The 20,544-nt window shown below is 73.9% G+C and carries 20 protein-coding genes; 10 read left to right on the top strand and 10 right to left on the bottom strand.

Going from position 1 to position 20,544, the window contains the following annotated elements; genetic code table 11:
• The first annotated feature begins 86 nt into the window (after positions 1-86).
• The 4 genes from Voc01_RS28685 (at position 87) to Voc01_RS28670 (ending at position 4,753) form a co-directional block, all read left to right on the top strand.
• Entirely contained in the window at positions 87-1,175 is a 1,089-nt protein-coding gene (locus Voc01_RS28685; RefSeq protein ID WP_203930692.1) for a hypothetical protein, read from the top strand.
• Positions 1,176-1,250: 75 nt separating this feature from the next.
• Positions 1,251-1,751 carry a 2-thiouracil desulfurase family protein gene (locus Voc01_RS28680; RefSeq protein ID WP_203930691.1) on the top strand — a complete coding sequence of 167 codons (501 nt, stop codon included), beginning with the start codon at positions 1,251-1,253 and terminating at the stop codon, positions 1,749-1,751.
• Between the two features lie 47 nt (positions 1,752-1,798).
• Complete coding sequence (locus Voc01_RS28675) at positions 1,799-3,226, top strand: hypothetical protein (RefSeq protein ID WP_203930690.1); 1,428 nt, start codon at positions 1,799-1,801, stop codon at positions 3,224-3,226.
• A gap of 258 nt (positions 3,227-3,484) precedes the next feature.
• Positions 3,485-4,753 (top strand): acyl-CoA thioester hydrolase/BAAT C-terminal domain-containing protein, encoded by a 1,269-nt coding sequence (locus Voc01_RS28670; RefSeq protein WP_203930689.1) that lies wholly within the window; start codon positions 3,485-3,487, stop codon positions 4,751-4,753.
• Between the two features lie 10 nt (positions 4,754-4,763).
• On the opposite strand, the gene Voc01_RS28665 is transcribed toward Voc01_RS28670, so the two are convergent.
• The 3 genes from Voc01_RS28665 to Voc01_RS53310 are packed head-to-tail and all read right to left on the bottom strand — an operon-like array spanning position 4,764 to position 6,283.
• Positions 4,764-5,315, bottom strand: a complete 552-nt coding sequence (locus Voc01_RS28665; protein ID WP_203930688.1) for a hypothetical protein — start codon at positions 5,313-5,315, stop codon at positions 4,764-4,766.
• A 2-nt stretch (positions 5,316-5,317) separates the two neighbouring features.
• Positions 5,318-6,019, bottom strand: a complete 702-nt coding sequence (locus tag Voc01_RS28660; protein ID WP_203930687.1) for a VOC family protein — start codon at positions 6,017-6,019, stop codon at positions 5,318-5,320.
• A gap of 27 nt (positions 6,020-6,046) precedes the next feature.
• The gene (locus Voc01_RS53310) at positions 6,047-6,283 is read right to left on the bottom strand and encodes a hypothetical protein (RefSeq protein WP_239160552.1); all 237 of its coding nucleotides are present in this window, start codon (positions 6,281-6,283) and stop codon (positions 6,047-6,049) included.
• 84 nt (positions 6,284-6,367) lie between these two features.
• Between Voc01_RS53310 and Voc01_RS28655 the strand changes: the two genes are divergently transcribed.
• Positions 6,368-7,102: an LLM class flavin-dependent oxidoreductase gene (locus Voc01_RS28655; protein WP_239160551.1), complete on the top strand. Its 735-nt coding sequence runs from the start codon at positions 6,368-6,370 to the stop codon at positions 7,100-7,102.
• Here Voc01_RS28655 and Voc01_RS28650 read toward each other — a convergent pair.
• A complete protein-coding gene (locus Voc01_RS28650; protein WP_203930685.1) occupies positions 7,083-8,696 on the bottom strand; it encodes an Hsp70 family protein in 1,614 nt (537 codons plus the stop codon). The two genes, Voc01_RS28655 and Voc01_RS28650, sit on opposite strands and share 20 nt — an antisense overlap.
• A 77-nt stretch (positions 8,697-8,773) precedes the next feature.
• Here Voc01_RS28650 and Voc01_RS28645 point away from each other — a divergent pair, with 77 nt between their 5' ends.
• From Voc01_RS28645 to Voc01_RS28635, 3 genes are all read left to right on the top strand, one after another.
• Positions 8,774-9,232, top strand: coding sequence for a DUF4259 domain-containing protein (locus Voc01_RS28645; RefSeq protein WP_203930684.1), 459 nt, complete (start codon positions 8,774-8,776; stop codon positions 9,230-9,232).
• 101 nt (positions 9,233-9,333) lie between these two features.
• The gene (locus Voc01_RS28640; RefSeq protein WP_203930683.1) at positions 9,334-9,705 is read left to right on the top strand and encodes a group I truncated hemoglobin; all 372 of its coding nucleotides are present in this window, start codon (positions 9,334-9,336) and stop codon (positions 9,703-9,705) included.
• A 58-nt stretch (positions 9,706-9,763) separates the two neighbouring features.
• Positions 9,764-10,270, top strand: a complete 507-nt coding sequence (locus Voc01_RS28635; protein ID WP_203930682.1) for a methyltransferase family protein — start codon at positions 9,764-9,766, stop codon at positions 10,268-10,270.
• On the opposite strand, the gene Voc01_RS28630 is transcribed toward Voc01_RS28635, so the two are convergent.
• Entirely contained in the window at positions 10,267-11,493 is a 1,227-nt protein-coding gene (locus Voc01_RS28630; protein WP_203930681.1) for an MFS transporter, read from the bottom strand. The two genes, Voc01_RS28635 and Voc01_RS28630, sit on opposite strands and share 4 nt — an antisense overlap.
• Before the next feature lie 253 nt (positions 11,494-11,746).
• Entirely contained in the window at positions 11,747-12,187 is a 441-nt protein-coding gene (locus Voc01_RS28625) for a hypothetical protein (RefSeq protein WP_203930680.1), read from the bottom strand.
• Positions 12,188-12,309: 122 nt separating this feature from the next.
• Here Voc01_RS28625 and Voc01_RS28620 point away from each other — a divergent pair, with 122 nt between their 5' ends.
• A complete protein-coding gene (locus tag Voc01_RS28620) occupies positions 12,310-14,721 on the top strand; it encodes an ATP-binding protein (RefSeq protein WP_203930679.1) in 2,412 nt (803 codons plus the stop codon).
• On the opposite strand, the gene Voc01_RS28615 is transcribed toward Voc01_RS28620, so the two are convergent.
• Positions 14,694-15,338, bottom strand: a complete 645-nt coding sequence (locus Voc01_RS28615; protein WP_203930678.1) for a hemerythrin domain-containing protein — start codon at positions 15,336-15,338, stop codon at positions 14,694-14,696. The two genes, Voc01_RS28620 and Voc01_RS28615, sit on opposite strands and share 28 nt — an antisense overlap.
• Before the next feature lie 108 nt (positions 15,339-15,446).
• Positions 15,447-18,434 (bottom strand): AfsR/SARP family transcriptional regulator, encoded by a 2,988-nt coding sequence (locus Voc01_RS28610; RefSeq protein WP_203930677.1) that lies wholly within the window; start codon positions 18,432-18,434, stop codon positions 15,447-15,449.
• 123 nt (positions 18,435-18,557) lie between these two features.
• Between Voc01_RS28610 and Voc01_RS28605 the strand changes: the two genes are divergently transcribed.
• Entirely contained in the window at positions 18,558-18,698 is a 141-nt protein-coding gene (locus Voc01_RS28605; protein WP_203930676.1) for a hypothetical protein, read from the top strand.
• Positions 18,699-18,785: 87 nt separating this feature from the next.
• On the opposite strand, the gene Voc01_RS28600 is transcribed toward Voc01_RS28605, so the two are convergent.
• Both Voc01_RS28600 and Voc01_RS28595 read right to left on the bottom strand, forming a co-directional pair.
• The gene (locus Voc01_RS28600) at positions 18,786-19,703 is read right to left on the bottom strand and encodes a YobF C-terminal domain-containing protein (RefSeq protein ID WP_239160550.1); all 918 of its coding nucleotides are present in this window, start codon (positions 19,701-19,703) and stop codon (positions 18,786-18,788) included.
• A gap of 3 nt (positions 19,704-19,706) precedes the next feature.
• Positions 19,707-20,513, bottom strand: coding sequence for a MerR family transcriptional regulator (locus Voc01_RS28595; protein ID WP_239160549.1), 807 nt, complete (start codon positions 20,511-20,513; stop codon positions 19,707-19,709).
• Between the last annotated feature and the right edge of the window lie 31 nt (positions 20,514-20,544).

Genomic DNA, 20,544 nt, shown 5'->3' with positions numbered 1-20,544 from the left:
GAGGATGTCACAGCCGCTCAGTTGCACCCGTCCTACGGCCGTCCGCACCCCCCGCGACCGCGACCGTCGCTCTATTATCGGCGTCGATGGGACGACACCGCACAGAGCTCGCCGGCCTCGCCGAGGAGGGCGGAATCGGCCCGTTGCGTCGGGTCCACCGCCGACGCGCTCCGGTGTGGTCCGGCGGCGCCAGCGCCGTGATGTCGATCGCCATCCTCGCCGCCATCCTCACCGCGATCGTCGGTCCCATCGTGTTCGGCGCCACGGTCGTCGGCTCCCTCCTGCTCGGGGCCGCGATCCTGCTCGGCACCGCCGCGGGGGCGTGGCTGTGGGCACAGGTGGCACCGGTCGGCATCGGCCGGCAGCAACGCATCGCCGTCTGCGACGGGGGCATCGTCATCAGCGGAGAGTCGGCGCGGCCGGAGGTGCTGCCCTGGCCCCAGGTTCATCTGGAGGAGCCACCGCCGATCGGTGACCCCAGCACGCGGGTGGCGCTGCTGCACCGCGACGGCGACGTCGAGACCATCGATGAGTACACCGGCCGTCGCGAGCTGCTCGCCGCGTTACGCCAGCACCGCCCGGTCCCCGTGCCGTACCTGCGCTACGCCGCCACGGGTGCCGCGGTCGTCGCGGTCGCGGCGTTGTTCGTGTGGCAGCTCGTCCTGCCCCGTTATCTCACCCGCACCGAGGACCGGCTGCCGGCGCGCGTCGACGACCTCGCCCCCGCCTGCGAGGGTCCCGGTACGGCATACTCCGCCGCGGCCCCGGCCACCGGCCCCGGCCCGCATCCGATCGCGCTGTTCCAGCTCTTCGACGGCGGCAGCGCCCAACGCCTGGTCACCGACCTGCCGCCCGACACGGAGCCGGACCGCCCGGACGCGGTGCGTCTCGTCGGCTGCGTCACCACCTCCGAGGTCAAACCCGAGGCCCGCACCTGCGAGTACTCCGTCTCCATCACGACGGCGGCCGTGTCGCTGCCGCTGTACCGGATCCGGTACCGCATCGAGGTGTACGAGCTGCGCACGCACCGGCGCCTCGGAAAGGTGAGCGTCGACAGCGACGACACCACCTGCCCGGAGCGGGCCACCGTGGTCGCCGGCCGCGACAACGCCGTGTTCGGCCGGCACACCGCCGCGCAGCTGGAGAAGGCCCTGACCCGCTTCGTCGGCGGCTGAACACCGCGTGCCGCCGGAGCGGGTCGTGTCCACCGAGTGACCGTACCGTCAAGGACGTCGGGTACCGTCGGCCCCGTGTTGAGGGTGCTGGTCAGTGGCTGCTTGGGTGGTGCCGCGATCCGCTTCAACGAGACCGGGGTGCTGGTCGATTCGCCGATCTGGCGCCAGTGGAGGACCGAGGGCCGCCTGGTGCCGTTCTGTCCGGAGCTGGCCGTCGGATTTCCGGTTCCTCGGCCGCCCGTCGAAATCGTCGACGGCACGGCGGCCGACGTGGTCGATGGTCACGGCCGGGTGCTGGAGGCGTCCGGCCGCGAGGTCACCGAACTCTTCCGCGCCGCTGCGCACCGAACTGTCCAACGAGCCATCGACGCCCACGTGGCCATCGCGGTCCTGGTGGACGGCAGCCCCACCTGCGGCAGCAGTTACGTCTATGACGGAACCTTCGGCGGAGTCACCATGCCGGGACGCGGCGTGGCCACCGAGGCGCTCCGGCGTCACGGCATCCCGGTGTTCCCGCAGCATCAACTGGAACAGGCAGCGGCAGCCCTTGCGGAGCTGGAACGCCGAGGCGGCTGACGGGACCCGGGACGTCGTCCACCGGGCGGAGATGAGACGGTGCGTCGGTGAAGCTGCGCGCGTCGCCCGCGACCCGGGTCTTCCTGTTGCTCTTCCTCGCGGTGCTCCTCGCGTCAGCGGCCGGTCTCGGCTGGCGACTGTTCACCGACGACGCCCCCTGGAGCGGCAGGATCATCGCGGCCGCGGTCATCGCCTTCGTCGTGCCGTTCTGCTTCGTCGGGGCGCGTCACGCGCTCGGTCCGTTCCGCATCGACGTCGACGAGCGGGGGTGGCGGGTCCGGACGCGCCGGCTCACCCGTGACGTGCGGTGGGACGAGCTGGCGGCCGTCGTGCTGGCCCACTCCCCCGCCCACGCCGGCACCGACGGCTCCGCGGGCACCGCCGTCCCGACCTCCCGCCGCGGGCCCGGAGCGCCCCGCCTGCTGCTCGTGCCCGCCGACGGGGTGGACCTCGGCGTGGAGGCCACCGGCTCGAGCCCGGTCGACGGCCGGCCGGCGTTGGAGCTGTTCGCGCTCGACGACGTCGTCTACGGAGAGGTCCGGTTCGTGCGTGACCTGTCGGCGTTGGCCGGCGGCCGCTTCCACAACCGGTGCGCCCACCTGACGCGTCCACCCGGAGCGACGCCGCTGCACCGCTTTCCCGACCGCTCCGCGCACCTGCGCCTGACCCGGTGGCTCGGGCTGCGCGAGACCGGAGTGTTCCTCGGCTGGTACGTGCTCGTCCTCGCGCTGCCGTTGGCGCTCACCGTCCTCGCCGCGCGATGGGACGTCCTGCTCGGTGTCCTCGCGCTCCTCGCCACGGCGGTGGCGACCATCGCCGGCACCGCCACGGTCCTGAGCATCTTCCACGGCTGCCGGAGCCTGGCGGCCGTGCCGGCGATGATCGACGGCCGCGAGCTGCTGACCGGGCACGGAGACGCGATCGCCCGCACCGACCTGCACTCCGAGCGGATCCGGGTGACGCCCGGCGGCGCACGGGCCGGCTACGGGCGGGCGTCGCTGCTCGTGACGGCGAACGACGCCGGGCGCCCCAGCCCCGTCCTCCTGCTCAGCGACCCACGGACCGGTGACCCACGCGACCGCGACGACCTGCGGGCCCTGGCCGCCGTGCTCCGCGACTCCCCGCACGGGACCGGCCGCGACGCCGCCCGGCACCTCGACGCGCTGGCCGCCGGAGCACCCCCGCCCCGGCCGCGCGACCCCGACGACGACCTGCCCGCCTCCGAGGACCCGGTAGACCTGCGCGGCGCGCTGGCCGGCATGCTGCGCCCTCTCGCCCTGGGCGGCTGCGTCGCGACGGTCGCCGCGGCCGCCGCCCTGACCTACGACGCCGCCCCGCCGATCGCGGCGATCTTCATCGTGACGGCCTCCGTGCTGACTGGCGTGTGGTTCATCTACACGCTGATCTGCGTACGGCGACTGGCCGACGCCGTCCTGACACCCTCCACCCGGGCAACGCGCCCGCTTGAACCGTAAGCCCCGCCATGGACGCGGTTCCCGGGGACATCGACGTCCTACGATGTCGGGGTGACGAGCGGACCGGGCAACGCCGGTTCAGCCGGCGACCGGCGTCCCGAGAACGCTGGACCAGCCGCGGCAATGGGCGATGCCGCAAGCGATATCGACCTCGGGCGACGGCTGCGATCGTACGCAAGCCGACGGAACACGCCCGCGCGGGTTTCGTTCGACAAGCCGACATAGCGCAGTCGGGTACCCCCTCCTACGGTCGAAGACATGCGAATCGATGTCTCGCCGGCGCGCCCGAACCTCGACACCGAGCTGCACGTCCGGGTGGTGGACGCGCCGCCGGGCGCGCCGGTCACCCTGCGGGCCACGCAACGCGATCTGCGGGGCTGCCGCTGGCAGTCGACGAACGTGTTCACCGCCGGCGCGGACGGCACCGTCGACCTGACCCGGGACGGACCCGTCGACGGTTCCTACGACGGCGTCGACGCGATGGGTCCCATCTGGTCGATGCGACCGCTGGACGAGCCGACCTTCGACGGACCGGTCGACGTCCGCCAGCCCGCGGAACTGGATCTCGACGCGTCGGCGGAGGGAGCCGAGCCGGCCACGGCGAGCGTGCGGCGCCGGCGGATCCCGGACGGCCTGGTGCGCACCGAGGTCCGCGACGGAGGACCGGTCGGGGTGATGTACCACCCGGCCGGCGGCTCCCGGCTGACCGCGGTCATCATGCTGGCCGGTGCCGAGGCCGGCATCCACGAGGACGATGCGGCCCTGCTCGCCGCGCACGGCTTCGCCGTCCTGGCGCTCGCCCTGGCCGGCGTGCCGGGGCGGCCGCCGACCCTGCAGGACATCCCGGTCGAGTACGCCGGTCTCGCGATCGACCACCTGCGCGCGCTGCCGTTCGTGCACCCGGACCGGCTCGCGGTGATCGGCGGGTCCAAGGGCGGGGAGGCCGCGTTGCTGATCGGCGCGACCTACCCGGCGGTGACCGGTGTGGTCAGCGTCGTCGGCAGCGGAGTGATGATCGCCGGCATCACCCAGGACGTGATGACCGGCTCGTTCCTCGACATCCTGCGCACGCCCGTCGCCAACTGGACGCTGAACGGCGAGCCGCTGCCGTACGTGCCGACCGTCGTCACGCCGGAGCTGGAGAAGCTCGTCGCCGACGGCGCGCCCGTCCAGCTGAGGCTGGCGTTCGAACCCGGACTGACCCCGGACGTGGTCGCCCGCGCCACGATCCCGGTCGAGCGGATCAACGGACCGGTGCTGCTGCTGGCCGGGGAGCTCGACGGCAGCGGCGGTCCGGTCTTCCACCAGATCGCGGCGGACCGGCTGGCGGCACACGGGCACCCGCACGAGCACGTGGTGTATCCGGGCGCGGGGCACCTGATCGCCGGGCCGCCGTACGCCCCCACCACCCTGACGGTCGTGCGGGTCGCGGGGGTCGCCTGCGACTACGGCGGCGACCCGGTCTCGAACGCCCGCGCCCGTGCCGACGCGTGGCGACGGACACGGGAGTTCCTCGCCGCGCTGTGATGTTCCGGGGTCACGCGGCGGCGAGCCGGGCCGGTTGGTAGCCGATCGGTGCGGGGCCCAGCTCCCGCAGCGCGCTCCGGAAGGGCTCCGCCGGTGGGTGACGAGGGTGCTCGACGGCTCTTACCAGCCAACCGTTCCCGAACGGGTGGGAGGCGTGTGCGGGCAGCGACGCGAGTCGTCCGGGGAGCCGGTCCGTGAGCTCCTCCCCACAGACGTAGGTCCACGGTCCGAACTGTTCCGGCAGAACGCATCCCGGTACCCGGCGGTCGACCTCGTCGTCGAACTCATGGAGGTGGACCGTCAGGAAGATCTCCCCGAAGCCATCCGGCCCGGGATCGCCCAGAAGCATCTGGACCCGCGAGTCGCGCGGCGGGTAGGCAGCGTGCTCGAGGGCCACCATCGTGGCCTCCCCCGCTCCGTCGAGGAAGCGGGTGCTGCGGGTACCGGACGGTCGAAGACCACCACCGGCGGCCGCGACAGCTCGGCGCAGCAGGGCGCTCCCGGTCTCGCCGGGCGTCGTCGGGACCACCAGCTTTCCGCCCGCGAGGTAGGAGTCCTCCATGCCTACCGGAGCACCACCCGGAACTCGGTGCCGGCGATGGTCACCCTCCGCGCGGGCTGTCCGGCGGCCGCCCACAGGTCGACGCCCGTCATGCCGGCCTTCTCCCGGGCCTCGACCTCGACGTACGAGCCGTCAGGCAGCGGCAGCCGCCGCCCGTCCGGCACGACGTCGAGCACCCGCGCCCAGCGGTCGCGCAGTGCCTCCGGGTCGGGCCCGGCGATCCGGACACCGGCGAGCCCGGTGACCAGCCGGGTCCGGCTCCGGTCGGTCCAGTCGGCGCCGCCCCACCGCCACGACGACGGCGGTACCGGCTGGTCGAACGAGACGAGGGCGGCGCCCGTGTCGGCCGGATGGGCGTGCGTGGCGCTGATGTCGTCGAGGTCCACCGACCAGACCGTCCGCACGCCGCGGCCCGCGAGGTGCGCACGGACCGCGGCCATGTCGGTGACCTGCGCGATCACCATGTAGCCGCAGTCACCGCCATGCCGGGCGAGGTGCCGCCCCACGGCCGTCCCCTCCCGGGAGGGCGTGACGACCTCCAGGAAGGCGTCACCGACCGGCACGACCCCGTTGATGAGACCGAACGCGGCGACCCCCGGGTCGTCGTGGGGCGCACCGAGCCCGAACTCGCGTCGCCACGCGGCGACGACGGCGTCCCGGTCATGGGACGCGACCACCGCCTGCCGGATCCGCTCGACGTTCATGCACACACCCTCACACGGGTCCCGACGTCAGCGACCCTCGACCAGGCGCACGACCGCGAGGACGACGAGCACGACGCCGGCGACGAACAGCACACGGCCGGCCACACCGGTGAACACGATGAGGGCCGGAAGCACGGTGCCGAACAGGGCGCTTCCACCGAAGACCACGGCAACGGACAGGATCATGGTGAGCGCGCCGGCGATGGCGAGGTTGGCAGGGGAGATGCGGGTACGGGGCGCCGCGACGGGCTGGTACGGAGTCATGTCCAGCAGTGTCGAGACGGTGCCCTCGGATCTGCTCGACAGTTCGTGCCACCCGGCGGTCACGGGTCCGGAAATCACCCGGACGTGGCCGGCCCAGTGGTGCCTCCACTGTGGACGCCCACGGCCGCCCGGTCCGCGGGTCCCGGCCCACCGGTGCCCCGCCGCCAACGCCGGTTCGCTACCAGCCCACCCGGTCACGAGCGGCACGACCACAACGCCGACACCATCTCCGACGTCCGCAACGCTCAGTTGCCCTGCGTCGCGTACCGCAACCCGAACCTGCTCGCCGACATGGCGCGCACCGTCGACCTGATCGCCGACGGCCGGCTCGTGCTCGGTCTCGGCGCGGGCTGGTTCCATCGCGACTTCCAGGAGTACGGGTACGAGGTGAAACCGGCGCCGGAGCTGCTGCGTGACCTCGCCGGCGCGCTGCCGGTGATCCGCGAGCGCCTGTCACGCCTCAACCCGCCGCCGCCACGCGGCGAGATCCCGATCCTGATCGGCGGCACCGGCGAGAAGGTGACGCTGCGCCTCGTCGCCGAGCATGCGCAGATCTGGAACGCGATCGCCGAGACGCCGCAGGAGCTGGCAGGTAAGGCGAAGGTGCTGGACCGCTGGTGCGAGCGGGTCGGCCGTGACCCGGCGACCATCGAGCGGTCGGTCGCGTTGTTCAACGACTCCGACCTCGACGACCTCGACGGCTACCTCGAGGCCGGGTTCACCCACTTCATCTGGGGCGCGGGCGGGCCCGACTACGACCTGTCCGGGGTGCGGCGACTCCTCGCCTGGCGGGCGGCGGTCACGGGGTCCCATTCGTGACACGGCCGCCGCCGAGTCGGCGGCTCAACCGCTGGGTCATCAGGGCGCAGAGGGCCGCGATGGCGGCGATCGTGGTCACCACCGCGCTGAGGGGGACGAAGAAACCGTCCGTCTCGGCGGCCTCGCTCGCGATCATGGCGAGAAGCGACGCACACACCGCCAGCACGAAGTCGATGCCGGGCGACGGTTGGATGAGCCGCCACGGGCGCAACGGCAGCAGGACAACGACGGCGGCCGACTGGAGTCCCAGCACTGTCGCCGCGTCGGCCGGCGACCGCACCCGGAACACCGACCAGGCGAGCGCGAGGGCACTGACGACGGAGGCGGCCAGCGCCACACGGGTCAGCACCTCGGCCACGCGAGGGCCGGTGGGCCGTTGCGCCGGCCCGTGCGACCGCCGCCGCGGCGCCCGAAGCGGCGCCGTCACGGGCGATTCCATCACGGGCGGCTCCGGCGCGGTCGGCTCCATCGCGGGCGGTTCCGGCGCGGGCGCAGCCTCGCGCATTACCGCCACCGCCTCCAGGCTGCCACCCGCGACGGCGAGCTCCGGCTGTTCGATCACCGTCGGAGCCAGCCGCAGTGCCCGGTGCACCATGCTGGCCACCAACGGGACCCGCGTGGAACCACCGACCAGGAACACCCCGGCAACCGTCTCCCGCGGGACACGCGAGGCGCGCAGCGTCTGAACCGTCATCTCCACGCTTCGCGCGAGCAGCGGGGCCGCGGACCGCTCGAACTCCTCGCGGGTCAGCCGGATCTCCACCTCGACGAGCGGGACGAACAGGTCGGCGACCGCGTGGCGGGACAGCTGCTCCTTGACCGCGCGGGCCCCGTCCCACAGCGCGCGGCGGGCGCGTTGGTCCGCCGGGGTGCTGGGCCAGTCCAGCCGGCTCCACGCCTCGGCGGCGTCCGGGGTGTGCGCCCGCGCGTGGTCGACCACGACGGCGTCGAGGTCGGCACCCCCGAGGTCGGCCAGCCCGTTGCTGGCGACCGGGTGCAGGCCGTTCGCGCCCCGACGCACCACACTGACGTCGAACGTGCCGGCGCCGAGGTCGAACGCCACGACGCTGTGACCGACGCGGACCTCCCGGCCGAGCACCGACATGAAGTAGGCGGCCGCCGCCACCGGCTCCGGCAGGAGCCGGACGTCACCCAGGCCGGCCCGTCGCGCCGCGTCGGTGAGCGTCCCCAGCCTGGCGCTCCCCCACGCCGCCGGATGCGTGACGACCACCTGCGCCGGCGGCCCGCCAGCGACGCGACGCGCTTCCCGCGTCACCCGGTCGAGGACCGCCGCGACCACCTCCACCACGGCGAACTCACGATCGCCCAACCACACCGTGGCGTCGTCGACGAGCCTCTTCGGGCTGGGCTCGTAGCCACCCGGATACGTGACGGCCGCCCGCTGCGCGTCGGCCCCGGTGAGCAGACTGCTGTCGGTGCCCGCGGACACCCCCGAGGCCAGCAGCGGAGAGGAGTCGAACAACAGCGGGGTCGTCATGCCGTCGTCGCGCCGCAGCACCGCCACGGTGTGGGACGTGCCGAAGTCGATCCCCAACCGGTAGCCCTGTGCCACCGACCCACCGTACGCGCCCACGATGTCGCACTTCGCGACCGAGTACGACGCCGCCGCCGGATGAGGGCCGCCGCGACCGTCACCGCCATACTTCTCGCGTGGGCACCTTCGGTACCGGGCCGTTCAGCAGCGACGGCGCCCTGGACTTTCTCGACGAGGTGGCCGAGCGGGCGCCGGACCAGCGCGCCACGGCCCTGGGACGCTGGTTCGCGCACGTACTGGCCCACCCGGACGGGCTGTGGCGCGACTACTTCCCGGACGAGGTGGTCGCCGCCGCCGGGCTGGTCGTCGGCGCGCTCCCCGGTGGCGGGTACCTGCGCGACACCGCCTTCGCGTCGTACGAGGAGGCGCGGGCGGCCGCGCTGCCGGGTCCGGCGCCGGGGCTGGTCGGGCCGGCCCGCCAGGCGCTGCTCACCGTCGCCGGCCCCGGTGGTGACTGGCTGCAGGGCTGGAAGGACGAGGACACGCGGGCCGAGGCGCAGGCGACCGCCGACGCGCTCCTCGCCGTCCTCGACGCCCCCGTCGGCGGGACCCCGGACCCGCATCGACGGCGGTGAGATCGTGAGTTAGATTTGCCTCCGTCGTTGCCGCCGGCTCACCGCCCGGCAACACGGGCGGCATACCGTGCCGTCCGAACGCCGGCGAGGGGGGCCACGACATGACCATTTTCGAATCCATCGGTGGGGCACCCGCCGTGCAGGCCGCGGTGGACGATTTCTACGTCCGCGTGCTGGCCGATCCGGAGCTGGCACCGTACTTCGCCGACGTCGACCTGGCCCGGTTGAAAGCCCACCAGCGGGCGTTCATCGCCGCCGCGATCGGCGGGCCGCAGATGTACTCGGGCCGGGACATGGCCACCTCCCACGCCCGGCTGGGCATCACGGGCGAGCACTTCGACGCCGTGGTCGGGCACCTCGTCCGGACGCTGCAGGACCTGGGCGTCCCCGACGAGACGATCGCGCAGATCGGTGCGAGCCTGGCGCCGCTACGCGACGACATCGTGTCGGCCCCCGCGGCGGCCGGACAGTAGCGCGCGCACGTCCCGGTTCGATGATCGACGGGACCGGCGTGAGCACCACAATGGACCCATGCGCAGGAACGCCGCCGCCACCGGGAGCGCGATCTTCTTCGCCCTCGCGCCGGGGACCGTCGCCGGGCTGGTGCCCTGGACGCTGACCCGGTGGCGGACGGGTGCACCGCTCGAGCACTGGCCCGCGGTGCGCGTGTTCGGGATCCTGCTCCTGGTCGCCGGCGCGGTCGTGGTGGTGCGGGCGTTCGTCCAGTTCGTGGTCGAGGGCCTCGGTACGCCGGCACCGGTCGCGCCGACGGCACATCTGGTCGTCGGCGGGCTGTACCGGTACGTGCGCAACCCCATGTACGTGGCCGTCGTCGCGGCGATCCTGGGCCAGGCACTGCTGTTGTGGCGACCGGTGCTGCTCGGCTACGGCGCGCTCGCCGCGGCCGCGATGGCCGGCTTCGTCCTCGTCTACGAGCAGCCCGCGCTGGCCGACCGGTTCGGCGACGGGTACGCGACCTACCGCCGCAACGTCCCCGGCTGGATCCCGCGTCTGCGGCCGTGGAACGGACCGGGTTAGGTCCGGACAGCCTCGGGCGCGGGCCGCCCGGCCGGATCGGGCAGGGTGAGGTGGCGCAGCCGCGGAAGTGCGACCAGGACCGCGGAGGAGCCGAGCATCAGCACCACTCCCGCCCACAGGGTTCCCGTGGTGCCGACGGCGTCGGACGCGGGCACGGTCAGCAGCATGCCGAGCGGTACGGTGCCCATGCCGATGAGCCAGGTGTAGGAGTCCAGCCGCGCCATGACGTCCTGCGGCACGAACGCCTGGATCGCGGTGTCCCACGCGGTGTCGTAGATCGTCACCACGACACCGGCGACGAAGGCACCCGCCGCGACGGCCGCCACCGGGGCGCCGGACGCCAACGCGACGGCCTCCAGCGCGGCCGCGCCGACGAGGACGTTCGGCCAGTGCAGGATCCGCCGGGACAGGAACCGGTGGGCCAGCATGCCACCGGCGACCGCACCGGCCGCCGCGCACGTTCCGACCGTGGCCCAGTTCCGCGCGCCGTCGCCGGCGGCGGAGAACAGCACCGGCCCGAGGACGAACACCGGTTGGAATCCGAGGTTCCAGACGGCGAACAGGACGAGGGTGTCCCGGTACCAGCGGTGCCGTCGCATCTCCCGCCAGCCGCTGACCAGTTCACCCACGATGGCCGACGGCGATGCCGCCGCCGGCGTCCGGCGGTCGCTCACCGCACCGGTGACCCCCAGCATCAGCACGACGCTCACCGCGAAGGTCGCGGCGTCCAGGCAGTAGGCCGCTCCCGGGCCCGCGGTGGTGACCATCAGGCCGGCCGCGGCCGGCCCGAACAGCCGGACGGAGTTGCGGGAGATGTTGAACCGGGCGTTGGCCTTCCGCAGGCCGTCCGGCGGGGTGAGCTCACCGATGAGCGCCGTCAGGGCCGGCGCGACGATCGCGTTCACCACCCCGTAGGCCGCCGTCAACCCGAGCACGACCGGCACGGTCGCGAGCCCGGCGAGCAGGAGAACACCGGTGAGGGCCTGGATGGCGCACAGCACCGCGTCGCCGAGGAGGATGAGACGGGCGCGCGACATCCGGTCGGCGATCACGCCGCCGAAGGGCACGAGCAACGTACACGCCATCGACGTGCCCAGCACGAGGCCCACCCCGCCGGCCCCACCGTCGAGGTGCAGAACCCCGAACGACGCCGTCAGCGGGATCATGGCGTCGCCGAACGTGGACACGGTCCGGCTGGCGAGGAGACGGTTCAGTGGCGTCATGACGTCCTCACGAATGCGCGCGTGTCGACGGACGTGCGCCCGCGTGCGCCGCGCGCATTCGTCCCCGTGACCGTCAGCGGAACGCGCCGCTAGTGGACCATGCTGGGCGGACGACGACGCACGACCCTCACCCCCTCCGGCTGTCCGGGTCTGTCGATGGATCACAGCCAAGCCGAACCTGGTGCGGGAAGCATCCACCGGTGGGTTGAGCCCGCGACCCGGTCCTCGAACCTGCGCGGTAGACGCGCCTACGTCACCGGTTGGAGCCGTCGTGGAGGACCGGCGGCGTGAGCGTCACGCGGCGCAGCCGCTGGAACCCGAGGTACGTCGCGGTGACGAGCAGCCCGACGTAGACGTCGTTCTCGAACCAGCCGAACGTCGTCTGCTGGCGCGGCCCGAACGTCGTCGGGTAGTAGAAGACGGACACGCACAGCAGCACCGCGAGGTAGGCGAGAACCGTCAGCTGTGCCGCGCGGCCGGTCCGCCGGGCCACCACCGCCACCCCGAACCCGAGGGCGTAGAACGCCCACGCGAGCGGGGTGGTCACGGTGAACGTCGGATCCTCGATGCCGCCGACCCACGCGTAGACGGTGTGCGCCGCCGACAGGGTGAAGGCGGCCACGAGCACGTGTGACATGTGCCGGCCGTACGACGCCGTACGGCCGGCGCTGGCAGTGGGGCGAAGGGTGGTCATGGCCTGTCCTCTCGTCGTGACGGCGGGACGCCGTCGACGCACAGACTGTCTCCGCCCCCGGTCGCACCCCACCCACAGCGGTTCCACACCCGCACCACACCCGCTGGATTACGATCTGGCCTGTGCAGGCGGCAGCGGAGCCCGGCGACTTCGCGGTCGCGCTCCGCCGCCTGCGCGAGGCGCGGTCGCTGACGCAGGAGGAGCTCGCCGAGCGCGCGGGCCTCACGGCGAAGGCGGTCGGCGCCCTGGAGCGCGGCGAACGGCGCCGGCCCTATCCGCACACCGTCCGGTCGCTCGCGGACGGGCTCGGCCTCGGCGACGACGACCGGGCGGCGCTGGTCGCCGCTGTCCCCCACCGGTCCACCACTGTCGCCCGCGGAGAAACCACGGTCGCCCGCGGAGAAACCACGGTCACCGCGGGAGAGACCGCGGTCGTCGGCCCCGCGGGTGCGACCGCCGGGCGGGCCGGTGCGGTGCCCGACGTCACGCCGCTCATCGGCCGCGACGGCGAGGTCGCCGAGCTGCTGGACCTGATCGGACCCGGTGCGCGCAGACTCGTGACGGTCACCGGCCCCGGCGGGGTGGGAAAGACCCGCCTCGCGATGCGGGTGCTGCGCCTCGCGGCCCCCGACTTCCCCGGCGGCGCCCACCCGGTCGACCTGTCGGCGGTGCGGGAGCCGAAGCTCGTGATGCCCGCGGTCGCCGCGGCGCTCGGGCTGCCCGACACCGTCGGCGTCGAGCCGCTCGACGCGCTCGTGCCCCACCTGGCCGGCCTGCGGGTGCTCCTCGTACTCGACAACCTGGAGCAGCTGACGGCCGCCGCGCCGGTCCTCGCCGACCTCCTGGCACGCTGCCCCGACCTCGTGGTCGTCGCGACCAGCCGGGCGCCGCTGCGCATCCGCGCCGAGCACGAGCTCGTGCTGGGGCCGCTGCCCACACCCGTCACCGACGACGTGGACGCGGTGGCCGCCTCGCCCGCCGTCGCCCTGCTCCTCGACCGGGCCGCGGCCGCCGGGTCGCCGACGGTCGTCACCGACGACGACGCGCCCGCGCTGGCCGCGATCGTCCGGCGACTCGACGGGCTACCCCTCGCGGTCGAGCTCGCGGCGCCGGGCCTGCGGCTGCTGTCCCCGTGGGCCCTTCTCGCCCGGCTGGAACGGTCAGCGCCCGGCGGGGGCCCGCGCGATCTTCCCGAGCGGCACCGGACGATGGCCGCGGTACTCGACTGGAGCATGGACCTCCTCGAACCGGAGGAGGTCTCGCTCTTCGAGCGGCTCGCGGTCTTCAGCGGAGGGTTCACCCTCGACGCTGCGGAGGCGGTCACCGCGGACGACGCGCTGCCCGCCCTCGCCACGCTCCTCGACCAGTCGCTGCTGCTGCGGGCGCCGTCACCGGACCGGCAGCCCCGCTTCCGGCTGCTGGAGCCGGTACGCCAGTACGCGATGCGGCGGTTGCACGCGTCGGGGCAGGCCACCACCGCCGCCGACCGGCACGCCGCGTACTTCCACGCACTGGCCACGGCGTCGAAGGAACCGCTGGAGGGGCCGGAGCTGGCCGGGGTCCTCGACCGGCTCGACGCCGACCACGGCAACCTGCGCTCGGCCTACCTGCGCCTGCTGGAGCTCGACCGGGACAGCGACGCCGCCGAGCTCGCCGGGAGCGTGTGGTTGTATCTCGCGCTGCGCGGCCACGCCCGGGAAGGGCTCACGTGGCTGGCGCGGATCGGGCCCGGCGCCTCCGACGCCGCGCGCTGCCGGGCCCTGACCGGCCGGCTCGGGTTGGGGCTGCTGGCCGGTGACAGCGCGTCGATGCGCGGCGACGCCGATGCCGCGGTGGCGGCGGCCGGACGGGTGACCGATCCGGTCGTGACGTGCGAGACCCTGACCCTGGCGGGCCAGTCGGCCGTCTTCGCGGGCGCCCTGGACGACGCCGGTGACCTCCTCGCCCGCGCGCTGGCGCAGGCGGAGGCCGCCGGTCGGCCCTGGGTGGCCGTGCACGCCCGGCTCGCGCAGGGGCAGCTCGCCCTCGTCGCCGGCGACCTCGCGACGGCCGGCCGCGTGCTGCCGGAGGCGGTGCGGTCGGCCCGCCGGATCGGCAACCCCTTCACGCTGGCGACCGCGCTGAACGTGCACGCCACGCTCACCGAGCTGCTCGGCGACGAACCGGCGACCGCGGCGCTGCTCGGCGAGGCGGTGACCCTGTCGCTCGCCGTGAGGATGAGCTGGACCCTCGGCTACGCGCTGCCCGCCCTGGCGAGCCTGGCCCAGCGGGCGGGCGACCCGGCGTCGGCGGCATGGCTCTTCGGTGCGGGCGCCTCGATCTCGGCCGCCGACGCCGTCGACCCCACGTTTCCCGTCGCGCGGGCGCTGTCCGACCGCGGGCTCGACGCCACCCGCGCCGCCCTCGGCGAGCCGCGGTTCACCCGTGAATGGGACGCGGGCCGCGCCGCCGGCGCCGCCGGGATCCAGGCCCGCGCCGCGGCCGTCACCACCCGCGCCGGCGGGGATCACGACGTGCGCAGGCGGCGGGCGTAGCGCCCGAACTGCCACGCGCCGACGGTCCGCAGCAGCAGCCGTACCGGCATCGGGAGGGTGCCGAGCATGCGGGCCCGCTCCTCGTCGTCGGCGTCCTCCAGCACCAGCCCGAACATGATCGGCAGCTGGGCCGCGCTCATCGCGTCCCGGCCGTGCTCCCCCATCCGGTTCCACTCGGCGGCCGTGACGTGGCGCGCGGCGAGCGGCAGGATCTCGCGCTCCTCCAGGTCCAGGTGCTCGACGAGGTCCGCCGCGAACGCCTCCAGGAGGACCGCGAGGCGTTCCCCGCGGGCGCCGGTCGGGTCGGCGGCCCAGGCGTCGAGCGCCGGCATGATGGCCGCGACGTGGGCGTCGACGCCGTGGTGCTGCGCCTGCATGGTCTCGACGAGCCCGGTCGACGGCGCGGCGCGCTCCAGCAGCAGCGGCCACAGCACGACGTCTTCGCCGACGTGGTGCATCTCGAGGCCGGCGAAGCCGAGGCGCAGGTGCTCCGCGACGATCCGCGCACGGCGGGTGTCGCCCGCGGGGGTGCGCCGGACATGGCCGGCGGCGGCGCCGAACTCGCGCCGGAAGGCGCGGTGGACGACCACCATCTCGTGGACATCGGGACGGGTCATGGTGACTCCCAGGGGCTGACCGGATCTGCTCCGCCCAGCCTGGTCGCCGACAGCGGCCCGACCCCACCCACAGCGCCCCCACACCGCCCCCACGCAACCGTGACGGCATCAATCTGCCGCGCGGAGCAGGTCCGCCGCCTCCCCGGCGAGCAGCCGGTAGCCGTGGTCCTCGGCGAGTCCGGCGGCGAGCGCGGCCTTGCCGGCGGCGGCGCGGTGGTCGCCGAGCAGCAGGTGGGCCCGCGCCTGGCCGATCAGCACGATCGTCTCGTCGAGCCGCAGCCCGGCCTCGTGCGCCACCTGCGTCGCCTCCTCGAAGTCGAGCAGGGCGACCTCGCCGGCGCCGCGCGCCAGCATGACGGCCGCGCGGGCGGCGAGGGCCTTGACCTCCACGGCCCGGTCGCCGATCTCGCGGGCCAGGCTCAACGCCTGCTCGGCGCACTCCATCGCCCGGGACTGCCGGTGCAGGGCCAGGTGCAGATGCGCCGTCACCGCCTGCGTCCCGGCGAGGACGGCCTTGTCGTCGAGCTCCTCGGCCGCGGCGCGGGCCCGGGCCAGGTACCCGTCGGCGCCCGGGAGGTCACCGGACCGGAAGCTGACGTCGCCGAGGTTGACCAGCGCGTAGCTGCGGCCCAGGTGGGAGCCGGCCTTCTCGAAGATGGCCAGGGCCTCGCGGTAGGCCGACAGTGCCCGGGGCAGGTCCCCCATCTCGCTGTAGATGATGCCGAGGTTGCCCAGGTGCGTCGCCGTGACCAGCGGCAGGTCGTGGGCGAGGCTCATCTCCAGTCCGCGCCGATGGTTCTCGGCGGCGGCGTCGAGCCGGCCGTCGACCCGGTACGAGGCGCCGAGGCTGTTCAGGGCGGAGTTCTGCCCGTCGACCCACCCGGCCCGCTCGGCGAGGCGCAGCGCGTCCTGGAATCCGGCGATGGCCGCCTCCCTGTCGCCGGTGCGCCACCTCAACGACGCGACGCTGAGCCAGGCGGCGGCCCGCGCGGCGTCGTCGTCGGCCAGCTCCGCGGCACGCAGGCCGGCGTCGGCGACGCGTTGCCAGTCCACGACGTTCATCCGCAGGTGCAGGTAGCCGCGCAGGTTGTTGGCCAGCAGGTGGGCCACCGGCGCGTCCTCCACGGTCTGACACGCTTCGATGAGGGCGACGAGGTTCGCCAGCTCGGCGTCGAGCCACGCCGTCGCCTCGGCCGCGCTGCCGAACGACGCCGGCGCCAGCAGCCGCGGCGGAGGGGCGAGCCGGGCCATCTGGGGATAGACGACCGTCGCCGCCGCGTCGACGTGCCCCAGGTAGTGGGCCGCCAGCCGCGTTCGCGCCGGGTCGTCGACGTCGGCCCTGGACGCAGCGTAGAGCCGCAACAGGTCGTGGAACCTGAAGCGGTGCGGGGCGTGCTCGTGCACCAGGTGGTAGTTGGCGAGGAGCTCCAGCTGCAGCTGCGCGGTCTTGACGTCGCACTCCAGAAGGCCGGCCACGACGTCGGCGGTGAAGTCCGCGCCCGGCACGAGGCCCAGCCGGCGCAGGGTCTTCCGACCGGACGGCGGCAACGCCTCGTAGGACAGGTCGATGGTCCTCGTCATCGCCGCGTGCTCGTCGTCGGGCACGCTCAACGACGCGAGCCGGTCGGACCCGCGCAGCTGGGCGACGAACGTCGAGATGCTGTGGTGGTTCTGCTCGCGCAGGTTCGCTCCCGCGATCGCCAGGGCCAGGGGCACGTGCCCGCACAACCGGCCCAGCTCGGCCGCCGCCTCCGGCTCGGTGGTGACCTCCCGCTGTCCGAGCACCCGGCCCAGCAGCGCCAGCGACTCCCGGCCCGACATCGGTTCCAGCGGCAGCGGTTGCGCGCCTTCGCGCGCCACCAGGCCGCTGAGGCGGCTGCGGCTGGTGACGATCACCGCGCAGGAGCCGCCGGACGGCAGGAGCGGGCGCACCTGGTCGGCGTCGCGCGCGTTGTCGAGCAGGACCAGCATGCGACGGTCGAGCACCAGCCGCCGGTACTCGGCGGCGGCTTCGTCGGACCCGGTCGGAATGTCCCCGGCCGGCACTCCCAGGGCGTGCAGCAGACGTGCGAGCGCCTCCACCGGACGCAGCGGCCGGTCGTCGGCGTAGCCGCGGAGGTCGACGTGGAGCTGGCCGTCGGGAAAACGGTCGCGTCGGTGGTGCGCCCAGTGGACGGCGAGCGCGGTCTTGCCGATGCCGCCGCCTCCGGCGACGACGGCGATCATCGTGGCCCGGGACGCGAACGACGGCAGCAGCAGCTCGTCGAGCCGCGCCAGCTCGGCCTGGCGGCCGGCGAACGACGCCGTGTCCAACGGCAGCATCGCCGGCACGGCGGCGGCCGGCGTCCGCCACGCCGCCGGCGTACCCCGGAGGATCTCCCGTCCCACCTCCTGGAGCGCGCTACCGGGGTCGATGCCGCACTCGTCGGCCAGCCGCGTCCTGAAGTGCCGGAAATGCTCCAGCGCCTCGGACTGCCGCCCCGACCCGTGCAGTGCCCGGATGAGCTGTGCCTGCAGCCGTTCGCGCAGCGGGTGGGCCTCAATCGGCGCGGCGATGGTCGCCAGCACGTCGCTGAACAGGCCCCGCCGAAGCTGGACCTCCAGGTGGTCCTCGATCGCGTCGACCCGCTCGCCCTCGAGCAGCTCGCGGGCGGACTCGACGAACGCGCCGCTGGCGTCGCTCAGCGCCGGGCCACGCCACAACCGCAGAGCGGCCTGGAACCGCTCGGCGGCCAACGGGAGGTCGCCGTCCTCCGCGGCGAGCCGACCCTGTGAGACCGAGCGCCGGAACTCGAGCAGGTCGACCTCGTCGTCGCCCGCCCGGATCACATATCCATGCCCGTCGTTGACCAGCACCTCGTCGGTTCCGCCCTGCCGCAGAGCGGTTCTGACCGCGTGCACGGCGTTCTGCACCTGCTGGCGGACGGTCGCGGGCGGCGCACCCGCCCACAGGGCCTCCTGCAGTGCCTCGGCGGTCACGATCCGGCCGTGGTTGAGCAGGAGGAAGGCCAGCAGCCCGCGCCGCTGCGAGCGACCTATCCCGAGGTGCCGGCCGTCACGTTCGACCCTGACGGATCCCAGCAGGTAGTAGCGCACGTGTCCCCCGTGACCCGTCGTCGCCGACCCGGTCGCGACCGCCGGGTGCGTCGCGTGTGAGCGGATGTATGAGCGGCCCGTGGCCAACTATGAATGTTGGTTCGTCGATCCGAGGGAGACTATATGAGCAAGCTCCGACGCCTGGTCCTCATCGCCTTTGCCATCGGCGCGGTCGCCGGTGGCGTTGCCGTGACGGGATCCGCGGTCGCCAGCGACGCCAGCGTCGTGGCGCTGCCCGACTGCAACGTCAACCACGGCTGCTGACGCACCGGCGACGCCCCGCCCGGCACCCCCCGCCGGCGCGGGGCGCGTCGCTGTCCGGAGGGCGACATCTGTCCAACGGCTGCACCGTCAGCCGAGCGCGGCGGCCAGTTGGTCGTAGGTGGGCGCGAGCTGCCGCAACGTCTGTGCGGCGGTGTTCGTGTGTCCCTCGACGAGGTCGTGCTGGAGGCTGCCGACCAGCCGGGCCTGCCGCGTGGCGACGGCGGCGGCTTCGTCGCGGTCGATGCTGGTGAGCGCGGTGGCGGCGTCGGTGAGCCGTCGGGCGCCGACCCGGATCGCGAAGTGCGTCAGGTGATCCTGTGTCCCGGGGTCGAGTCCGTCGGTGACCAGGTCAGCGAGGCGGTGCGCGGCGGTGGCGCCGCCGATGGTGCCGGGGGGCACGGCGAGGTCGTCGCGCCCGCGCAGCCAGGCGACCGCGCCGGGCAGGGCAGCACGCAGCGCCGCACCGGTGGTGACCTCGCGGACCTGCTGGAAGTTGCCGCGCATGGTGTACGGCTCGGCGTGGTAGAAGGTGATCGTGTCGGCACGCCATGCGGCCAGGAAATCCCGGGTCGGCAGCGTCGCGTAGGGGCAGCCGTGGGGGTCGTGGAACAGGACCCGCGTGCCGTCGGCCTCCAGGACGGCGACGTAGTGGTCCGACCCGATCGGTCCCTTCATTCCGGGTAGGTGACGCAGCAGGCCCATCTCCAGCGGTCCGGCCAGCACGGGGCCGGTCGTGACCGCTTCCTCGAGCATCGCGAGGGCCTGCCCGCTGTCGTCGGCGCCCTGCCGGCGGCAGGTCCAGCCGAGCAGGGCGATCGCGTCGTCGATGCCGCGGTCGTCCCAGCCGTACGGGTCGAACAGCGGCAGCCGCCCGCCGAGCATGTGCATGCCGAACGGCGAGCCGGTCAGCACCTCGATGATCGACGGGGAAGGTGCGGTGGGACCGAGGGCCATGGCCAGCGAGTTGGCGTAGCAGTAGGGCCCGGAACCTGTGTAGGGGTGCATGTCTCAGCTTCTTCCGCTGGTCGAGACGGGGTAGGCGACGTCGAGGAGGGCACCGTCGGTGCCGGGCCGGATCTCGACCGGGCTGGCGATATTGACCAGACGGTTCGCGTCGATCCATGCCTCCACCGTCTCGTAGGCGCGCAGGATGTCGGGGAACCCCGCGTCGGCCTCGGCGACCGGCAGGTAGATGTCGGTGCCGGCCGGCGAGAGCCGGACCCGCAGGTCGTCGACGGGTTCGACGGAGCCGGTGAACGGCACGGTGACCTCGACGGGTCCGTCGCTGTCGTGGGTCACGAACCCGTGGAAGTGCACCAACGTCGGCCCGTCGTGCGGCAGGCCGACCGTCCGCAGCCGGTCGCGGATGCGTCGCTGTGCTTCGGTGACGAAGGTGTCCAGCTCGCCGATGTGCACGCGCCGTTCCTGGCACAACAGCTTGCGCAGCGGCCTGGCCCGCAGTTTCGGAGCGGCGGTGGTCGACGCGGCGGCGCCGTCGAGAGCCTCGATCAGCTCACGGCGGCGCCGAAGCTGGGCCTCCTGGGCGGTCAGCCACGCGCGCAGTTCGGCCTGGCGGCCCTGCGGGCTCAGCTCGATCAGGGTGGCGATGCGGGCCAGCGGCAGCTCCAAGGTGCGCAGCCGGGCGATCAGCCGACCGCGGGGAAGCTGGTCGCGGTGATAGCGGCGGTAGCCGGTGGCCGGGTCGATGCCGGCCGGCACCAGCAGGCCCTGCTCGGCATAGAGCCGCAGCGCCTTCGACGACAGCCGGGTCGCCGCGCCGAACTCGCCGGGCAGCATGAGGTCCGCGTCGTTCACCCGCCCAGCCTGGGCCATGCCCTTGGGGCGA

The sequence above is a fragment of the Virgisporangium ochraceum genome, assembly GCF_016863655.1.
Taxonomy (GTDB): domain Bacteria; phylum Actinomycetota; class Actinomycetes; order Mycobacteriales; family Micromonosporaceae; genus Virgisporangium; species Virgisporangium ochraceum.
This window is presented reverse-complemented; position numbering and strand designations above follow the sequence as displayed.